Source organism: Acinetobacter sp. AM (genome assembly GCF_003105055.1).
GTDB lineage: Bacteria > Pseudomonadota > Gammaproteobacteria > Pseudomonadales > Moraxellaceae > Acinetobacter > Acinetobacter tibetensis.
Genome location: NZ_QETG01000018.1, coordinates 1 through 18,246, shown reverse-complemented (window position 1 = coordinate 18,246; position 18,246 = coordinate 1). Strand labels below are relative to the sequence as shown.

General features: G+C 38.8%; 17 protein-coding genes and 3 tRNA genes. 7 read left to right on the top strand and 13 right to left on the bottom strand.

The genetic code is table 11. The features are described from left to right. Nucleotides 1-46: 46 nt before the first annotated feature. Both mtgA and ppk1 read left to right on the top strand, forming a co-directional pair. A complete protein-coding gene (mtgA, locus tag DCO44_RS10725) occupies nucleotides 47-721 on the top strand; it encodes a monofunctional biosynthetic peptidoglycan transglycosylase (protein WP_116761762.1) in 675 nt (224 codons plus the stop codon). Nucleotides 722-851: 130 nt separating this feature from the next. Continuing rightward, a complete protein-coding gene (gene ppk1, locus DCO44_RS10720; RefSeq protein WP_116761760.1) occupies nucleotides 852-2,933 on the top strand; it encodes a polyphosphate kinase 1 in 2,082 nt (693 codons plus the stop codon). A gap of 34 nt (nucleotides 2,934-2,967) precedes the next feature. Here ppk1 and DCO44_RS10715 read toward each other — a convergent pair whose 3' ends face one another. The 8 genes from DCO44_RS10715 to DCO44_RS10680 all read right to left on the bottom strand — a co-directional run bounded on the left by DCO44_RS10715 (nucleotide 2,968) and on the right by DCO44_RS10680 (nucleotide 6,823). After that, nucleotides 2,968-3,597 carry a response regulator transcription factor gene (locus DCO44_RS10715; RefSeq protein WP_116761758.1) on the bottom strand — a complete coding sequence of 210 codons (630 nt, stop codon included), beginning with the start codon at nucleotides 3,595-3,597 and terminating at the stop codon, nucleotides 2,968-2,970. Nucleotides 3,598-3,827: 230 nt separating this feature from the next. Continuing rightward, nucleotides 3,828-4,271 (bottom strand): DUF2726 domain-containing protein, encoded by a 444-nt coding sequence (locus tag DCO44_RS10710; RefSeq protein WP_228157542.1) that lies wholly within the window; start codon nucleotides 4,269-4,271, stop codon nucleotides 3,828-3,830. 52 nt (nucleotides 4,272-4,323) lie between these two features. Beyond that, nucleotides 4,324-4,399 (bottom strand) — tRNA-Asn (locus DCO44_RS10705). A gap of 99 nt (nucleotides 4,400-4,498) precedes the next feature. Continuing rightward, a complete protein-coding gene (locus DCO44_RS10700; RefSeq protein WP_116761756.1) occupies nucleotides 4,499-4,804 on the bottom strand; it encodes a hypothetical protein in 306 nt (101 codons plus the stop codon). Between the two features lie 132 nt (nucleotides 4,805-4,936). Beyond that, nucleotides 4,937-5,012 (bottom strand) — tRNA-Asn (locus DCO44_RS10695). 4 nt (nucleotides 5,013-5,016) lie between these two features. Continuing rightward, nucleotides 5,017-5,092: transfer RNA gene (locus DCO44_RS10690), tRNA-Asn, on the bottom strand. A gap of 147 nt (nucleotides 5,093-5,239) precedes the next feature. Beyond that, on the bottom strand, nucleotides 5,240-5,866 hold the full coding sequence (locus DCO44_RS10685; protein ID WP_116761857.1) for a superoxide dismutase: 627 nt from the start codon (nucleotides 5,864-5,866) through the stop codon (nucleotides 5,240-5,242). A gap of 198 nt (nucleotides 5,867-6,064) precedes the next feature. After that, nucleotides 6,065-6,823: a Nif3-like dinuclear metal center hexameric protein gene (locus tag DCO44_RS10680; RefSeq protein ID WP_116761754.1), complete on the bottom strand. Its 759-nt coding sequence runs from the start codon at nucleotides 6,821-6,823 to the stop codon at nucleotides 6,065-6,067. A gap of 167 nt (nucleotides 6,824-6,990) precedes the next feature. Here DCO44_RS10680 and DCO44_RS10675 point away from each other — a divergent pair, with 167 nt between their 5' ends. From DCO44_RS10675 to DCO44_RS10665, 3 genes are all read left to right on the top strand, one after another. Further along, on the top strand, nucleotides 6,991-8,172 hold the full coding sequence (locus DCO44_RS10675) for a S1C family serine protease (protein ID WP_116761752.1): 1,182 nt from the start codon (nucleotides 6,991-6,993) through the stop codon (nucleotides 8,170-8,172). Nucleotides 8,173-8,321: 149 nt separating this feature from the next. Continuing rightward, entirely contained in the window at nucleotides 8,322-9,314 is a 993-nt protein-coding gene (locus DCO44_RS10670; RefSeq protein WP_116761750.1) for an NAD(P)H-quinone oxidoreductase, read from the top strand. A gap of 159 nt (nucleotides 9,315-9,473) precedes the next feature. Beyond that, nucleotides 9,474-9,980: a hypothetical protein gene (locus tag DCO44_RS10665; protein WP_116761748.1), complete on the top strand. Its 507-nt coding sequence runs from the start codon at nucleotides 9,474-9,476 to the stop codon at nucleotides 9,978-9,980. 64 nt (nucleotides 9,981-10,044) lie between these two features. On the opposite strand, the gene DCO44_RS10660 is transcribed toward DCO44_RS10665, so the two are convergent. The 3 genes from DCO44_RS10660 to DCO44_RS10650 form a co-directional block, all read right to left on the bottom strand. Then, complete coding sequence (locus DCO44_RS10660; protein ID WP_116761746.1) at nucleotides 10,045-11,385, bottom strand: CitMHS family transporter; 1,341 nt, start codon at nucleotides 11,383-11,385, stop codon at nucleotides 10,045-10,047. A 239-nt stretch (nucleotides 11,386-11,624) separates the two neighbouring features. Next, a complete protein-coding gene (locus tag DCO44_RS10655; RefSeq protein WP_116761856.1) occupies nucleotides 11,625-12,953 on the bottom strand; it encodes a hemolysin family protein in 1,329 nt (442 codons plus the stop codon). Between the two features lie 129 nt (nucleotides 12,954-13,082). Next, a complete protein-coding gene (locus tag DCO44_RS10650; protein ID WP_016166891.1) occupies nucleotides 13,083-14,072 on the bottom strand; it encodes a LysR family transcriptional regulator in 990 nt (329 codons plus the stop codon). Nucleotides 14,073-14,728: 656 nt separating this feature from the next. On the opposite strand from DCO44_RS10650, the gene DCO44_RS10645 reads away from it, so the two are divergent. Then, nucleotides 14,729-16,333, top strand: a complete 1,605-nt coding sequence (locus tag DCO44_RS10645) for an isocitrate lyase (RefSeq protein ID WP_116761744.1) — start codon at nucleotides 14,729-14,731, stop codon at nucleotides 16,331-16,333. Between the two features lie 77 nt (nucleotides 16,334-16,410). On the opposite strand, the gene DCO44_RS10640 is transcribed toward DCO44_RS10645, so the two are convergent. Beyond that, nucleotides 16,411-16,878: a copper resistance protein NlpE gene (locus tag DCO44_RS10640; protein WP_116761742.1), complete on the bottom strand. Its 468-nt coding sequence runs from the start codon at nucleotides 16,876-16,878 to the stop codon at nucleotides 16,411-16,413. Between the two features lie 462 nt (nucleotides 16,879-17,340). On the opposite strand from DCO44_RS10640, the gene DCO44_RS10635 reads away from it, so the two are divergent. Then, complete coding sequence (locus DCO44_RS10635) at nucleotides 17,341-17,934, top strand: 1-acyl-sn-glycerol-3-phosphate acyltransferase (RefSeq protein ID WP_116761740.1); 594 nt, start codon at nucleotides 17,341-17,343, stop codon at nucleotides 17,932-17,934. Between the two features lie 67 nt (nucleotides 17,935-18,001). Here DCO44_RS10635 and DCO44_RS16760 read toward each other — a convergent pair. Further along, on the bottom strand, nucleotides 18,002-18,246 hold a 245-nt coding region (locus tag DCO44_RS16760), incomplete at its 5' end, for a hypothetical protein (protein ID WP_116761738.1).

Sequence of the window (18,246 nt, the reverse complement as noted above, 5' to 3'; positions counted from 1 at the left end):
CAAGCTTAGCACGAAAGAATGAAAATATTAGGAGCAACTTACTGACATGAAAGCTTTTTTTGTTCGAACTTTGTTAGTCATTGTCAGTTTGATTCTACTTGTACAGCTATGGATTTTTAGTAGTTTAGTCTGGTGGCGTACACATCCAGTCGAAACCACGATGTTCATGCGTCTAGATTACTGGTCTGAACCATCAAAACCAATTCAGCACACATGGCGGGATTATGATGAGATTAGCGATTATGTAAAACGCGCTGTGGTCACTTCTGAAGATGGAAAATTCATGCACCATCATGGTTTTGACTGGGAAGGCATGCAATACGCTTTAGAACGTAACCAAGACAAAGGCAAAGTGGTTGCGGGCGGATCGACTATTTCTCAACAATTGGCGAAAAACTTATTTTTATACAATAAGCGTTCTTTTATTCGTAAGGGGCAAGAGGCCATCGCCACTTGGATGATGGAGCGTATGTGGTCAAAACAGCGTATTCTGGAAGTCTATTTAAACTCGGTAGAGTTTGGGGAAAATATTTACGGGGTTGAAGCAGCAACACAGCATTATTTTGGCAAAAGTGCGCGAAGTTTAACTCGTGATCAGGCAGTATTTTTAGCAGCAATTTTACCTAATCCTAAATACTATCAAGATCATCAAAATGATCGAAAAGTCCAAATTCGTAAAAGAATGATTCGTAAATATATGCGTTATAGCCAAATCCCTTAATACGGCCTAATTCAGCGATCAGTATAAAGCAACATAAGCCCAAATTATTTTGGGCTTTTTTATGAAAATGTCACAAAATTGAAGCATACTTATGACTATACAGATAACGTCTTAAAATCATGGGTTGATTATGAATACGGCGGCACAGACTCCATTAGAGCCAGTTGAATATACTTATAATGATCGATTTATTAATCGTGAACTTTCAATTTTAGATTTCCATTTACGTGTTCTTGAACAAGCTGTCGATCCGTTGCATCCATTGCTAGAACGCATGAATTTCTTGCTGATTTTTTCAAGAAATTTAGATGAGTTCTTTGAAATTCGTGTTGCAGGCATGTTGGAACAGTTGGATTTAGGCAATGAAAGTCATACTCCCGATGGTCTGACCCCAAAACAGGTTTTAGATCAAATTTCGCAAACAACACATGCTGCAATAGAACGCCAATACCGTATTTTAAATGAAGAAATCTTAGCGAAACTGCGCGAAGAAGATATTTGTTTTTTACGTCGTGGCGAGCTAACCCCCGCTCAATCTTCTTGGGTGAAAAAGTATTTCCAAGAACAGGTTGCTCCAGTATTAACGCCGATTAGTTTAGACCCTGCACATCCATTTCCACGTTTAGTTAACAAAAGCTTGAACTTCATTGTGACTTTGGAAGGTAAAGATGCCTTTGGTCGTCAAATTGATTTAGCTGTTGTACCCGCACCACGTTCATTGCCGCGTGTTGTACGCTTACCCGATGAGCTGACGGGTGGTAAAGAGCACCATGTCATGTTATCTGCGATTATTCATGAGCATGTTTCCGACCTATTCCCTGGAATGACTGCGACGGGCTGTTATCAGTTCCGTGTAACGCGGAATGCAGACTTGGCTTTAAATGAAGATGTAGAAGACTTAGCGAAAGCGTTAAAAGGTGAGCTAAATTCACGTCGCTTTGGTCGTGCGGTACGTTTAGAGGTCACGGAAAACTGCCCTAAACATATTTATGATTACTTGCTGAATGAATTCGATTTAGAAGAAGAGCAGTTGTATAAAGTGGATGGTCCAGTAAATTTGGCACGATTGTTGTCAAATTTTAAGCGTCCGCATTTGCGCTATGACTCACATACGCCTGTAATTCCTAAAGTGTTGAAAAAATCTGAAAACATTTTTTCAGCGATGCAAAAGCAAGACATTTTACTGCACCATCCGTTTGAATCCTTTGCCCCAGTCATTAACTTGTTACGTGAAGCTGCGCGAGACCCGCAAGTTCTAGCAATTAAGCAAACGTTGTACCGTAGTGGAGCAGATTCTGAGATTGTACAAGTCTTGGCAGAAGCAGCGCGTAATGGTAAAGAAGTCACCGCGGTGATTGAGTTACGTGCTCGTTTTGATGAAGAGTCGAATATTGCAGTGGCCAATGTTTTGCAAGAAGCAGGCGCTGTGGTGGTATATGGTATTGTCGGCTATAAAACGCATGCCAAAATGATTCTAGTTGTCCGCCGTGAAAATAATAAACTGGTACGTTATGTCCATTTAGGTACAGGAAATTACCATGCAGGTAATGCCCGTATTTATACCGACTACGGTTTACTCACAACCGACAAAGAACTGTGTGAAGATGTACATCGCATTTTCCAAGAGTTAACAGGTATGGGCAAAATGGCAAAGCTGAAAAAGCTTTTACATGCGCCATTTACGTTACATGCCCAGTTGGTCAATTTTATTGATGATGAAATTGCCAATGCCAAAGCAGGAAAACCAGCACAGATTATTGTGAAGGTGAATGCCCTGACGGAATTGCAGTTGATTAATAAACTGTATGAAGCTTCGCAGGCGGGCGTGCAGATAGATCTTATTATTCGTTCTATTTGTTGTTTACGTCCTGGGCTTCCAGGTTTGTCAGAAAATATTCGGGTACGTTCTATCGTTGGACGCTTCTTGGAACATACACGGGTTTACTATTTTAGTAATAATGGCAATCCGCATATCTACTGCTCAAGTGCGGACTGGATGGATCGTAATTTATTTAATCGGGTTGAGGCTTGCTTCCCAATTGAAGATCCTACATTAAAAAAACGGATTTATCAGCAGGGCTTACTCACTTATCTAAAAGACAATCAACAAGCATGGCTATTACAAGGTGATGGTTCATGGGTGCGTGCTCAAGTGGCAGAAGGGGAAGAGCCGCATAATGCCCAACGGACCTTGTTAGAAATCATTAAATAACAGTCAAAAGAAAGAGCCTCAAGTAGGCTCTTTCTTATTTATGACTTAAATGCCGGTAAATCGATTTGATTCGCCCTTCTACGCTGTAAAGAGGAATCCCCAATTTATGCGCAATTTCACGAGTATTTAACTGATTTGCGAGCAAAGATAAAATTTCTAACTCGATATCAGAGAACAATTGGCTTGGACTTTCTTTAAAATGGTTGATGAATTGTTGAGTTTGGCTTTGAGTCTGAGTATTGAGAATATATTGTGCCAATTCGCCATGTAAGGTTGCACCACCCCTTAAAATGGTTCTGATCTGTTGCAAAATCTCACGGTCAGTCTGCTCAATAAAAAAGTAGCCATATGCGCCAGATTGAATTCCTCGGAAGATTTGCTCTGTTTGCCCTTTGGGCGCCAGTAAAATAATGACCACATAAGGATGATAAGCTTTTAATGAGCGTATTAAATCGTGTAAAGGTACTTGCGTAAAATTAAGATCGACTAGGACAATATTGGGTAAATGTAAACGGTAGATTTCAAGTGCATCATCTAAATAGGGTGTAGAGTGAATTAAAGGCGCAGGGTAGCCTAACTCCATCAATAATATTCTAAGGCGAAGGTCTAAATTCATTTCTTCCGAGAGAATTAATACGGGTGCTGGGAGTAAAAGCTCATTCACTATTTTTTGTCCTAAACTTGAGCATCCAATTACCTTTTGACTGTGTTCCAAATACTGAAAATGTTCTATACCTGTAAATTGGGATTTTCTGTCTCTGGTGCTAGTGTAAGTATTTGTTGAATAAAAATTAATTGAAAATGGTTTTAATTTTGTTGTGAATTTTAGGTAATTTGTTGAGATTGTTTTTTTTATTAGAATAAATGTTCATGAATATTATTGTTTAAGAGAAATTAAAGCAAATCTTTACGTAGTTCGCGTGCACTTGGTATAGAGGTATAACGAAATACCGTATAACCTGCTTCTGTCAGCATTAAGTCGCGTTGACGATCTTCATCTTCTTTACCAATATGACTTGGGTCATCTAATTCAATAATTGCGATAACTTTCATATCACGATTTAACACCACAAAATCTGTGACTTTTCGATTGAATTGTTGACGTATTTTGAAATTGTCACTGGTAATTAGGGCACTAAATGCGACTTGTGCCAAAATATGATGTTCAGGCAGTGCTTCATTCAGTCGAACAAACATTTTTTGTTCAAAGGCCGTAATGAGGGGTTTTTGATAAAATTGCTGCCGATTCCAAAAAAAATGTTGGAATAGCATCAGAAGCAAAAATAAACTTGCTAGACAGCCAATAATAAAAAACAGCGTTTGAATTGATGTAAACACAAATTGAACTCAATAAAAAACCCACTACAAAGTGAGTGGGTTTTTAGAATCTTGGCTCTCCAACCTGGGCTCGAACCAGGGACCTGCGGATTAACAGTCCGTCGCTCTACCGACTGAGCTATTGGAGAATCTGGAACGCATTTTAGGGGGCGAAGTGCAAGTGGTCAAGTAAAAAGTTAAAAAATTCAAATATTTTCAGTTAAGTGAATTAAAAATAGGCAAATAGATTATTTAATACGCTGTATTGCGTCAATATAAGTGGCTTGCGTTTTGAGGGGATTGGCTTGGCGACATGAATTGATCAATTGCATGAGTTCTTGTTGAGTCATATTCGAATGAATTTGTTTTTGAATCGCTGTTAAGACGCTAGGGTTTTTCCCAGCTAAATCACGACTACATTGATATAAGCGTTCGTACATCAGGGCAGAAGCAGACTTATTATTTTCAGACTTTTGTGTGCATTGAAAGGCAGCAAAAATAACCACAATGATAACAATCCAAAAAATCAGGGATTTTAGCCAAGGCAGATTCATTTTTATTCTCTATGCTGTTGTTATGTGGTGAAGATATTCAAAATACAACGAAATTACAATTTGCAATTAGATTGATTTTAAAATATAGGCAATAAAAAACCCACAACATAATGTGTGGGTTTTTTAGAATCTTGGCTCTTCCACCTGGGCTCGAACCAGGGACCTGCGGATTAACAGTCCGTCGCTCTACCGACTGAGCTATGGAAGAATAGTGGCTCTCCAACCTGGGCTCGAACCAGGGACCTGCGGATTAACAGTCCGTCGCTCTACCGACTGAGCTATTGGAGAATCTGATGCGCATTTTAGGGATGAAAGTAGGCGTCGTCAACCCGTTCCTGAAGATAATTGTTTTATTTGATTTATAATTATTCAGTTAAAGCCTAAAAATGAAAAAATCACCCGTAAAGGGTGATTTTTTATGCAGAAAAATAAAAATTATTTTTCAACACCAGCAGCTTGACCTGCATATTTCGCGTTTGCATAGTCCCAGTTCACTAAGCTTTCTAAGAAAGTTGTGATGTATTTAGGACGAGCATTGCGGAAATCGATGTAGTAAGCATGTTCCCAAACGTCAATGGTTAATACTGCTACTTTACCGTGAGCAAGTGGAGTATCGGCATTTGCAGTTTTCATAATAGAAAGCGCGCCATTTACTTCATCAGCAACTAACCAAGCCCAGCCTGAACCGAACTGAGTTGTTGCCGCAGCAGCAAATTCTTCAGCAAATTTTTCGTATGAACCAAAAGTTTCATCAATTTTTGCTGCTAATGCGCCAGTTGCTTTACCGCCACCGTTTTTAGCCATACAGTTCCAGTAGAACGTGTGGTTCCAAACTTGAGCTGCATTGTTGAAAACACCTACTTTAGCAGCATCGCCAGCAGAAGCTTTGATGATTTCTTCTAAAGTTTTACCTTCAAGGTCAGTGCCTTTGATTAAGTTGTTTAAGTTAACAACATAAGTATTGTGGTGTTTGTCGTGATGGTATTCTAAAGTTTCTTTGCTGATATGAGGAGCAAGATCTTCATAGCCATATGGAAGTGCTGGTAAAGTGATCGTTGTCATGATTTCAATTCCTTGCATTTTGCTGGGTTTTGACATTAAGTGGCACTATTGTAAAGGATTCTGGGCTAAATTTGCGCAATACTTTTAAATAACAATACAGAATAGCGCTCGAATTTATACGTATATAAAAAATACTTTAAATCTAATCACACTGCTTTAAATCCATATTTTAAGTAAGGAAAATTTGCCCAGCCCAAATTAAATCGGATTGTTTAATTCGAAATAACTATACTCAAGATTAAACTGTTCTGAAATAGCTTGTCCTAGGCGTTGTACACCATAACGTTCAGTCGCATGATGTCCGCAAGCGTAGTAATGAACATCCAATTCTTTCGCTTCATAATACGTTCGTTCGCTGACTTCTCCAGATATGTAGGCATCACAAAGTTGCTCAGCAGCTTTGCCAATAAAGTCTTGCGCTGCACCTGTACAAAAACCCACTTTCTGAATGGTTTTTTTATTCGCATTTAAATGAATAGTGTTAAAGCCTAAGCGTTCCGTGAGGATTTCCTTAAAAGCTTCTGGAGAAATCGCTTGCTTTAAATAACCAATATTGCCGATAGGGTGGCGTTCTGAAGCATCTAAAGCCTCAATATTTTCCAGTTCTAAAATTTCAGCAATTGCAGCATTATTTCCCAGTATTGGGTGTGAATCTAAAGGAAGGTGATAAGCCACCAATGAAATATCATTTTGGATCAGTGTCTTAATACGCTTTCCACGCATACCCGTAATCGGGTAGGGTTCGCCTTTCCAAAAATAACCATGATGGACTAAGAGTAGATCAGCTTGCTGTGCGATCGCAGCATCAATTGCCTCTTGAGAAGCAGTGACTGCGCAGAGAATTTTTTTAACTTCAGAGCGTCCTTCAATTTGTAAACCATTGGGTGCATAGTCTTTAAACTCTTGAGTTTTTAACGTGTCATTACACCATTGCAGAATTTCTTGCAGAGTCGCCATAAAAGTCTCTTAAGTTACGAATTAATATCATCAAAACATAGTTTGAATTGTAACTAAAGCATCACAAAACTCTTGCATGAATTTTGTGTACCGAACGGTATTTGCCTTTACAATAAGCATAAATTCTTCGTTATTAATAAATTAAAATATTTTAAGAGGATAGAAACGTGCGCCGGACCTTTACATGGTTACCTTGGGTGTTACTCATTATTGTGATTATTGGTTTTATTGCATGGCAACAATACCAAAAACCAAAAGCGCCTGTTGCTCCTGATGGCGTAAAAATGCCTGCTGAAAAAGTTGAACCGCTGATTGATACGTCCAGAACAGGTGGGATAGTGTCTTATAGTGCAGCGGTAAAAGTTGCTGCACCTGCGGTGGTCAATATTTTTACCACACAGAAAGTCAAACAACTTGATCACCCGCTCATGAATGATCCTGCATTTAGAGAGTTTTTTGGTAATCAACTTCCAGAACAATTAAATCCTGAACAAAATGAAAATAGTCTGGGGTCTGGGGTGATTGTTCGCCCAGATGGTTATATTTTGACTAATAATCATGTGGTTTCTCAGGCTGATCAAATTATTGTTGCATTACAAGATGGTCGACGTGCGGCTGCTAAAATTATTGGTACAGATCCTGATACTGATTTAGCGGTGATTAAAATTGAGTTGGATAAACTGCCTGTATTACCTTTTAAGCTGAGTGGTAATGAAGTGGGGGATGTGGTACTGGCAATTGGTAACCCATTTGGTGTTGGTCAAACTGTAACGCAAGGGATTATCTCTGCAACAGGGCGTTCAGATTTAGGCATTAATACTTATGAAGACTTTATTCAAACTGATGCGGCAATTAATCCTGGTAACTCAGGTGGAGCCTTGATTGATGTAGCAGGCAATTTAATTGGGGTCAACACTGCTATTTTCTCACAATCAGGTGGTTCACTGGGGATAGGTTTTGCGATTCCTGCAAAAATCTGTCAGCAAGTGCTTAATTCAATTTTGAAAGATGGTCGTGTGGTTCGTGGTTGGTTAGGTATTAGTTTAATGCCTGTACAGCAAGAAAATATTATTGAACCAAAACAAGCGGGTGTGGTTGTTGCAGACGTGCTAAAAAATGGGCCAGCAGCTCAAGCAGGATTATTAAAAGGCGATAAAATTACTCAAGTGAATGAGGAAAAAATTACCTCAGCATCGCATTTGATTAATTATGTGGCATTGCAAGCGCCGAACAGTACCGTCAAGATTCAAGTCGAACGTGCTGGTAAACCATTAACTCTGAATGTGGTGGTTGGGGAACGTAAAGTCCAGAATTCGGATTCGCAATATATTCCGTTACCGCAAAGATAAATATTTTAAAAACAAGCTCCTGAAAAGGGGCTTTTTTTATACCTAGAGCAAACTCACTTAGGCGAATTGATAAGGACGTTTTACTTCATTCGTTTATCCATTTATGGTCAAATACAGCGTGAGAATATAAAGCAATATAGGGAAACATCATGACAAATCCAATGATGCATCAGGTAGTGATTACCGAAGTAGGTGGACCAGAAAAATTAGCCATTGAGCAAACTGTGGTGCCAGAACCTAAGGCTGATGAGGTTTTGGTTCAAGTCCATGCTTTTGGATTGAATCGACCAGATATTTTACAGCGTCAAGGTTTATATCCAATGCCAAAAGGTGTGACTCCTGTGCCAGGTTTAGAAGTTGCTGGTGAAGTCGTTGCAGTCGGATCGGATGTTCAGAAGTTTAAAGTCGGTGATCAGGTGTGTGGTTTAACCAATGGTGGTGGTTATGCCGAATATTGTGTTGTACCTGAAAGCCAAACTTTAAATATTCCAACAGGCTTAAGCTATGTGCAGGCTGCGGCAATTCCAGAAACATTTTTTACGGTATGGGCCAATGTGTTTCAAATGGGTAAAGCCAAAGCAGGAGAAACGGTGCTGATTCATGGTGGCACAAGTGGTATTGGGACCACAGCATTAATGTTATGTAATGCACTGGGTCTGAAAACGTTTGCAACGGTTGGCTCAGATGAAAAAGTTCAAGCTATTGCTCATTTAACGGATGCAATTAATTATAAAACACAAAATTTTGAAAGTTATATTTTAGAAAAGACCGATCAGGCAGGTGTTGACGTCATTCTAGATATTGTGGGTGCACCTTATCTTGAACAAAACCTGAACTTATTACGTAAAGATGGTCGTTTGGTTTATATCGCCTTCCTTGGTGGAGCAAAAGCCAAAGAGGTCAAGCTTGGTCAAATTATGATGAAGCGTTTGACGATTACGGGCTCGACCATGCGTGCGCGAAATACAGCCGAAAAAGCAGAAATTCGCCAAGGTTTGCAAGAGCATGTTTGGCCGTTATTGGAGCAAGGTCAATGTGTTCCAATGATCTATAAAACTTTTAAATTTGACCACATTCAAGATGCGCATCGTGCTATGGATACAGGTGAGCAAATTGGTAAAATTGTGGTTGAAGTGATTTAACCCATTGAGTTATTGATCATGAAGTAAGCTTAAATATAGCGTAATGAGAATATATTGAAGCTTCTCTTCATGTTCATCCCTAGGCATGAAGTAAAGACTGCTCTTTATGTTGGAAATATGAGAGAATAGTAGATTCCTTTTAATGTAAATGAGCAGTGCATGACTGAACAATCTCCTGAGCAATTAAGTGATATCGAAATTTTAGACATCTTAAAGTCTATGAAAAACGATAAGCTCAATGTTGAAGCCAATCAAATCATTCGTGATGGAGGCAAGGCTGGACGTCAGGAAGCACATAAACAGGCTTTAGTAGCATTACACCAAGCTTTTGAAGAAAATTTTGTTGAAGCAGTGACGTTGGCTTTACATTTAAATTCAACTCAAGCGAAAAAAATTCGTTATAAAAAAGACCGTATTCGTATTTTAAAAGCGCAAGGGATTGATTATTTAGCCATTGATGGGGCTGAAACAGCACAAGTTCTGGCGCAAATTGCACAAGCAATTACCCGTGAAGAAGCGATGGTGACAGAAGATTTGCATAATATTTTCCCATTCTGGAAGCAGGGTTGGCCAATGGTGCAGTTCGACAACGCCTACAAAATTCTAGAAGATGATATTTTGATTCACTATCAATCTGTTTTAGAAGCTTTATTGGAAAAGTATTAATCTTTTAATGCACAATGAAAATAAAAAAGAGCACCATGAGATGCTCTTTTTTATTAGCAGTTTTTTATCCAAGTGTTGAATAAAGTGGAAATATTCCAAAAATTACAGCAGTGACTAACATCACTAAGCAAGTAATAACTGCCCACTTAATGGTGAACTCTTGATGTTCACCAAAATTGATTCCTGCAAGTCCGCACAATAAATAAGTCGATGGAACCAAAGGTGATAAGAGATGTACAGGTTGTCCAACAATTGCAGCGCGAGCCATTTCAGCAGGGCTAATGCCATAATGCCCAGCGGCTTCAGACAATACGGGTAGTACACCAAAATAGAAGGCATCATTTGACATAAAAAAGGTGAGTGGCATACTAATCACAGCAGTGATAGGTGCTAAATAAGGTCCCATGCTTGGAGGAATAATTGCTACCAATTCTTTGGACATAGCATCGACCATACCAGTGCCTGAAAGAATACCTGTGAATATACCTGCGGCAAAAATAATACCGACCACAGCCAATGCACTTGCAGAGTGATTGCCAACTAAACGCTTTTGCATATCTAAATCTGGATAATTCACAATCAGCGCAATACACAATGCCACCATAAACAAAATTGGTGCAGGTAAAATACCCATGACTAAGGCAAACATGAGTCCCAGTGTTAACACTGCATTAAATACACGCAGATGATGGCGGTTCGCTTCAGGGACTTGAGAGATTTGAATGTTATCTCCATGACTAATATCTAATTCGACTATTCCAATACGTTTACGTTCCATGCGACCATACATAAAACCTAAAAAGTATAACCAGATAATTGCGACAAGCATTGGAAATAGCATTGGTACAAATACATCATTTGGGTCTACGTGTAGTGCAGTTGCAGCACGTGCCGTTGGTCCTCCCCATGGAGTTAAATTCATGATGCCGCTGGCAAGCATCATTAAGCACGCCATAATCAAAGGGCTCATGCCAATACGTTTATACAGTGGTAGCATCGCAGCAACACAGATCATATAAGTCGTTGAACCGTCACCGTCTAATGACACAATCAAGGTCAATGTGATTGTCCCTAAAGTCACTTTCAGAGGGTCGCCTTTGACTTGTTTTAAAATCCATTTCACAGATGGATCAAACAAGCCTGTATCAATCATGATGGCAAAATAAAGAATAGCGAATAACAGCATGACACCTGTCGGGGCAAGTTTCTTGATCCCCTCCATCATCATGTTGCCTAATTCTGAAATATTAAATCCTGCTAGACTGTCAACAAAAAAGCTTAAAGCATACGTAATTAATGCAAAAAGAATTGGGATTAAAGTTAAAGCGACAAGAGCGCTCAAACGCTTGGACATGATTAAATACATAAAGCAAATAATCATGCCCAAGCCTAAGATAGTCAGCATGGATCAGTCCTTTGAGTGTGATGGTTTTATTTAATATTTGAGTGAAATTGATAGTATTCAAATACTGGTGTTTTTTAAAGATTATTTAACAAATGGTATTTTTTATTCTATTTTTCTAATAAATAATATATATCGATAAAGTATGTCAGAGTACCAAATTGGTATGGATTTGCATCAATTGGGTGCAAAAAAAGCCTTGCATCATTTGCAAGGCTTAGAAAGTAAGAAATAGCTAACTTTTATTCCTGCGGTTCCGTGTTATTGGAGTCTTTTGACTCTGGAAGTAGGCGAGTCACTAGCAGTTGGTCAATCTTAAAATGATCGACATCGACCACTTCAAATTTAAAACCTGCGTATTCTACGGTATCGGCAGGGCGTGGAATTTTGCGTAGACGGTACATCATAAAACCAGCCAAAGTTTCATAATTTTCTTCATCCGGCATTTCGTCGATTGCCAGTGCATGTTTCATGTCTTCAATCGGCGTGCTGCCATCAATTAGCCATGAATTATTATCACGTTTAATAATCTGTTGTTCAGCTTCAATCGGAGTAACCCAGTCGCCCATCACTGTAATCATAATGTCTGACAGGGTGATGACGCCCACAACCAAGGCATATTCGTTAATCACCACTGCAAATTTTTCTTTGGTTGAGCGGAAACGGTCTAATAACTCAGACAAGGTTAATGTGTCTGGAATGGTGAGAACATTACGAATGGTACTTTCATTGAGTTGGAGTAAAGATTGATTATTCAGAATACGGACCAGAATGTCTTTAGCATCGACATAGCCAATCACATCATCAATATTTTTACTACACACCAAGAACTTTGAATAAGGATATTCCGCCAATTTTTGACGGATGCTGGCTTCGGATTCATTTAAAGTAAAATACACCACATTTTCACGTGTGGTCATACTTGAAGGGACGTTACGTTCTTCAAGTTCAAATACGTTTTCAATGAAATGGTGTTCTTGCTTTTGTAGCACCCCGGCTTGTGCGCCAGCATCCATTACGGCAGAAATGTCATCAAAGGTAATGTTGTCATCACGGATGGTGTTGACTTTAAATAGACGAAATAACAAGTTGGCAAGGGCATTAATAATCCAAGCCAAAGGTTTGCAGACCTTAATAAACACCTGAATGGGGTTAATCACCGCAATAGAGATTTTTTCAGGAGCAATCATAGCCAAACGTTTCGGCATGAGGTCGGCAAACAAAATAAACAAGGAGGTGACTAAAGTGAAAGATAGAGCAAAGCTAATGGTTTCAGACCAAGGGCCAGTATAAAAACGAGAAACAAAGCTCATGAAGTAAGGACGAAAAGCCCCTTCACCTAAAATACCACCTAAAATTGCGACTGCATTTAGACCAATTTGGGAGGCTGCAAAAAAATCAGCAGAATTTGCCTGCAAATCTAAAACTTTTTGCGCTCGCTCTTCGCCAGCTTCGGCCAGAATTTTCAATTTGACTTTGCGTGCACCAGCAAGTGCAATTTCAGTCAGAGACAGAAATCCCGCCCCTGTAATCAGAAGTGCGATGATTATAATATTCTGGAAGAGACTCACGAAATCCACCTGCGGATCATCATTATTATGAAATATTTTTAACACAAAAAAGCACTAGGGGAATAATCGAATTATGCCCGAAGTGCTAACAGTATAATCTTAAAAAAGAAGAATTTAAGAAAAATCTAATTAATAATGTGAAAATTGTGAGTTATTTAATAAAAATTCACGATTTTCTTCTTCGATCATTTGACGAGCGACATATAAAATTAACTGGCGTAACCAACGGTGTGCTGGATGATGATGTAACAGAGGACACCATGCCATTTTTAACTCGAATTCAGGAATATAGAACGGTGGGTCTTTGATGAGTAAATGTTGGCTCTTGGCTTGTAGACGCGCAATACGTGTTGGCAAAGTTGCAATCAAATCGACATTTGATGCTAATAGTGCCGGCATTTGATAATGGCGGGTAAAGACAGAGATTTTACGCTTTTGCCCGATTCGTTCTAATGCTTGATCAATCCAACCTAAGCCCGCTTGTTTTTCAGGATTTACCCCAAAACCTACACCCATACCTGTTTTAGACACCCAAATATGTTGCGCATCGAGATAACTTTTTAAGTTTAAATTTGATGCAGCAGGGTGCTTACCATTCAATAAGCAGGAAAAACTGTCACGCCATACTAAAACTTGATGGAAACTTTGCGGAATTTCATTAAATCGGTTGATGGCTAAATCGACTTTACCTTGTTCCATATCACGATAGGACACGTCACTCGGAGTTAAAAAGTCCAACACGACGTTGGGTGCTTCTGAGCGTAAGGCTTTAACTAAACGAGGAACTAACGTGGCCTCGGCATAGTCAGAAGTCATAATGCGAAAAACACGATTAGAGGTATAAGGACGGAACTCTGTACGTGGTTCTAAAATCATGGAAAGGTCTGACAACGCATCGCGAATTCGTGGCTGTAATTCAAGCGCACGTTCGGTAGGGGTCATACCTTCGGAAGAACGAATCAATAGAGGGTCATTAAAGAGATTACGAAGGCGACGTAAGATGTTACTCATTGCAGGTTGGGTAACACCCAATTGTTCTGCTGCACGCGTGACATTTTTTTCACGCAATAATACATCAAGATAAATGAGTAAATTAAGGTCGACCCGCTCCAGATTCATAAAATAAATACCAAGAATAAACTTATGAAATTATGTTGATTATGCCATAAGCGATAAGGCTTGTGTAGAAAATATGATGAAAAAAAGCTGGCGGGAGGTGAAACGAATTGCGAATGAATAGTAAAGGAAAATGACTAAAAATAAAAGTTAAAAGCCTTAAAAATCCAAGACTCCATGATTCTGAGTTCATGGTTAAAGTGCCCCTAGAGTTTATGGTTTTTCGATTTAAAGAATTGCTAGACAAGGAACAATCGAGTTTATATTTTATACAGTCGTATTTAAATGTTAGAGCTCAAAACTGCGAAATAAAATCGCTGAAATTAGATGGAAATAGTCAAAACTAGGGGTGCAAGACTTAAGTCTAATGCTTGTTTTGTGATCTAATCTCTCATTTTGTAAGAAATAATATTTTTTCTGTTATTTAATAAATAATTAAATAACAGGTATTTACAATATATTGGTTTGCTTATAATACGACTTTGATCTATATATTTTTTTAAAAAATACCGAAAATTACTTGAGGATATTGGATTAATTCTACAACTCAATCTAATCTGTATTCATCGTAATGAAGTGTAGTAAATCTGAACAAAAATGATTATTCAGATTCTAGTGCTTCAATTGATGAAATCCTAATATTATTACAGGAAAATATCATGACAACATACCAAACAGCGATTGATGCAATCCGCGAATTAAAAGCAAAATTCGGAAGCACTTGGGCAGACATCAGTCCTGAAGATGCTGCGCGTATGCAATTACAAAACCGTTTCAAAACTGGTTTAGACATTGCTAAATACACAGCTGCAATTATGCGTCGTGATATGGCTGCTTATGATGCTGATTCAAGCAAATATACTCAATCATTAGGTTGCTGGCACGGTTTTATCGCACAACAAAAAATGATTGCGAACAAAAAATATTTTGGTACTACTGAACGCCGTTATATCTACCTTTCTGGTTGGATGGTTGCTGCTCTTCGCTCAGAATTTGGTCCACTTCCTGACCAATCTATGCACGAAAAAACTTCAGTTCCTGCATTAATCGAAGAAATTTACACTTTCTTACGTCAAGCTGATGCGAAAGAACTAAACGACTTGTTCCGTGCGCTTAAAAAAGCTCAAGAAGCTGGCGACACTGCTAAAGCTGCTGAAATTACTGCTCAAATCGACAACTTTGAAACTCACGTTGTGCCAATTATTGCGGACATCGATGCTGGTTTCGGTAACGAAGAAGCGACCTACTTACTTGCTAAGAAAATGATCGAAGCTGGTGCTTGTGCACTACAAATCGAAAACCAAGTATCTGACGCGAAACAATGTGGTCACCAAGCTGGTAAAGTAACTGTTCCACATGAAGACTTCATCTCTAAAATCCATGCATTACGTTATGCATTCTTAGAAATGGGTCTCGATGACGGTATCATCGTTGCGCGTACTGACTCTGAAGGCGCTGACTTGACTCAAAAAATCCCAGTGGTTAAAGAGCCAGGTGACATCGCTTCTCAATACATCGGTTTCTTAGACACTGTTGAAATTGACATTGCTGATGCGCAAGAAGACGAAATCCTAATCAAACGTGATGGTAAACTTCACCGTCCAAAACGTTTGGCTTCTGGTCTATACCAATTCCGTCCAGACACACAAATTGACCGTGTTGTTCTTGACTGTGTATCTAGCCTTCAAAATGGTGCTGACCTTCTTTGGATCGAAACTGCGACTCCAAACGTTGACGAAATCGCTCACATGGTTAACCGTGTACGTGAAGCAGTTCCAAATGCGAAGCTTGTTTATAACAACAGCCCATCATTCAACTGGACTTTAAACTTCCGTCAACAAGCTTACGACCGTTGGGTTGCTGAAGGTAAAGACGTTTCTGCTTACGACCGTGCTAAATTAATGAGCGCTGAGTACGATGCTACTGAATTAGCTGCTGATGCAGACGCTAAGATCCGTACATTCCAAGCAGATGCTTCTCGTGAAGCGGGCGTTTTCCATCACTTGATCACACTTCCGACTTACCATACTGCTGCTCTTTCTACTCATGAGCTTGCACAAGGTTACTTCGGTTCTGAAGGTATGTTGGCTTATGTTGCTGGCGTACAACGTAAAGAAATCCGCGGTGGTATCGCTTGTGTTAAACACCAAGCAATGGCGGGTTCTGACATCGGTGATGATCACAAAGAAATCTTCTCTGGTGACAACGCGCTTAAAGCACATGATGATGCTAAAAACACAATGAACCAATTCGCTGCTCACTAAGTCGCGATCTGATTCAAAAAAACCCTGCGTAAGCGGGGTTTTTTAATGGAGAATTTTAGATAAAAATTAAAATTACTTTAGTTGATCGCTTTATTTAAGATGTAATGTTCAGCCAAGTTGCCTTCAATTTTTTTCCCTTCCTGATCAAGTGCATAAAGCCGATTTTCTGCAATAAAGTATTTGCGCTGATCACCATTTTTATCTAATGTAATGACACTGCCGCTATTGTCAAAACTGAATTGACCTTTAGAGTTAAATGGATTGTTATCACCTTTACCTAGGTATGTTTCAGTTAAGTGATAAGTTGAATCGGCATTTAAAACTAATAAGGTCTTAATGCCTTCACAGTCTGCACAAGGCAATGTGCCCTGATAATCTCCAGCCCAATCTAAAGAATTTTGGGCATTATGCGCAGAATCAATTTCAGTTGAAGATGCAACTTTCGCTTCGGATGTTGTGGTGTTTACTTCAGCATTTTGAGTAGGTTTGGAGCAGGCAGTTAATGCACAAGCAGCTAATAATGTAGCAATCAGTGTTTTATTCATCATTAGATTCCCAGTATTGTCATGGAGTAAATGGTTAATTGATTTTATGACCAAAAGGTAAAATAAATTATCTGATAAATAAGTAAAATATTTAAAATGTAAAGCAAAGTAGCATTGTGTAATGTGGATCCTCATCATTAATCAAGTTGAGTTCAGGGGGCATAGCATGGATTGAATGGTAATGACGAGATATTTGCTTACAAATGAAATGCGCTGTAGTAGTGAACAGTACTGCGGCATAAATAAGAATTAATCACCTATTTATCTATATTTACCGAAGTTTAATGTCTAAAAAATTACATGATGAAAATCATTCAATAATTAAAAGGTTGAGTTAAAAAGCGGTAATAAACAATTTATACATTTATATATTAATGGGGTGATTTTTAATCAATTGGTGCTTTTTTTATTCAATTAGACTGGTAGAATTCGCTGTCTTTTTTTGTTGGTTTTGGTGTTGCTGTGTTTGAGAAGTTGGCTGAACAATCTTTGGCATTGATGGGGTGGAAGACAGATAATCAATGGCCTGAGCATTTAGATCAATGTGTCATGATTGCTGCACCGCACACCAGTAATTGGGATGCTCTTTACGCGCGTTTGGCTTTGAAAGCCCTTGGGGTCAATGTTCGTTTAACGATCAAAGACAGTTATATGAAATTACCTTTTGGTCCTTTTGTACGAGCAATGGGTGGAATTGGCATTAATCGTCGTCCTAAAAATGAAGGTGACGCTCGACCAAGTATGGTGGAGTTAATGACGGATTTATTTAAAACACATCCTAAATTAGTCATGCTGGTTACACCTGAAGGCACGCGTTCAAAGCAGGAACAATGGAAAACGGGTTTTTATCATGTGGCCGTCAAGGCAGGTGTACCGATTGCGTTGGCCTATATGGATTATGTAAAAAAAGAAGCGGGTGTCGGTAAGATTGTTTATCCAACAGGTAATTATGAGCAGGACATGCAAGAAATTATGCAATTCTATGCCGATATTCAGCCTAAGTTTCCAGAAAAATTTAGTATTGATACCCGTTATTTGAATCAACAAGATGCCTGATGAATTTGAAATCATCTTTCAAGCGAGGTCGTTACAGACGGACCTCGCTTTTTTATGCCTGAAAATCTTATTGGCTTAATCCCCCAAGTAACTGACAAGCTTCTTTATAATGTTCATATTCTGCCGAAATGACTTCAGGTAGCGGTTCATGAAACAGAATGTCGCCATCTTTATAGCTTTGAACATACGCTTCAACTTTTTGTCTAGGGCGTGTCCTCATTTGAAAAATAGATTTTAAAGACTTAATATAATCTTTCAAATTCCTTATATTTCTATATATTTCAATGGCACGTACCCTTTTAACAGATGATA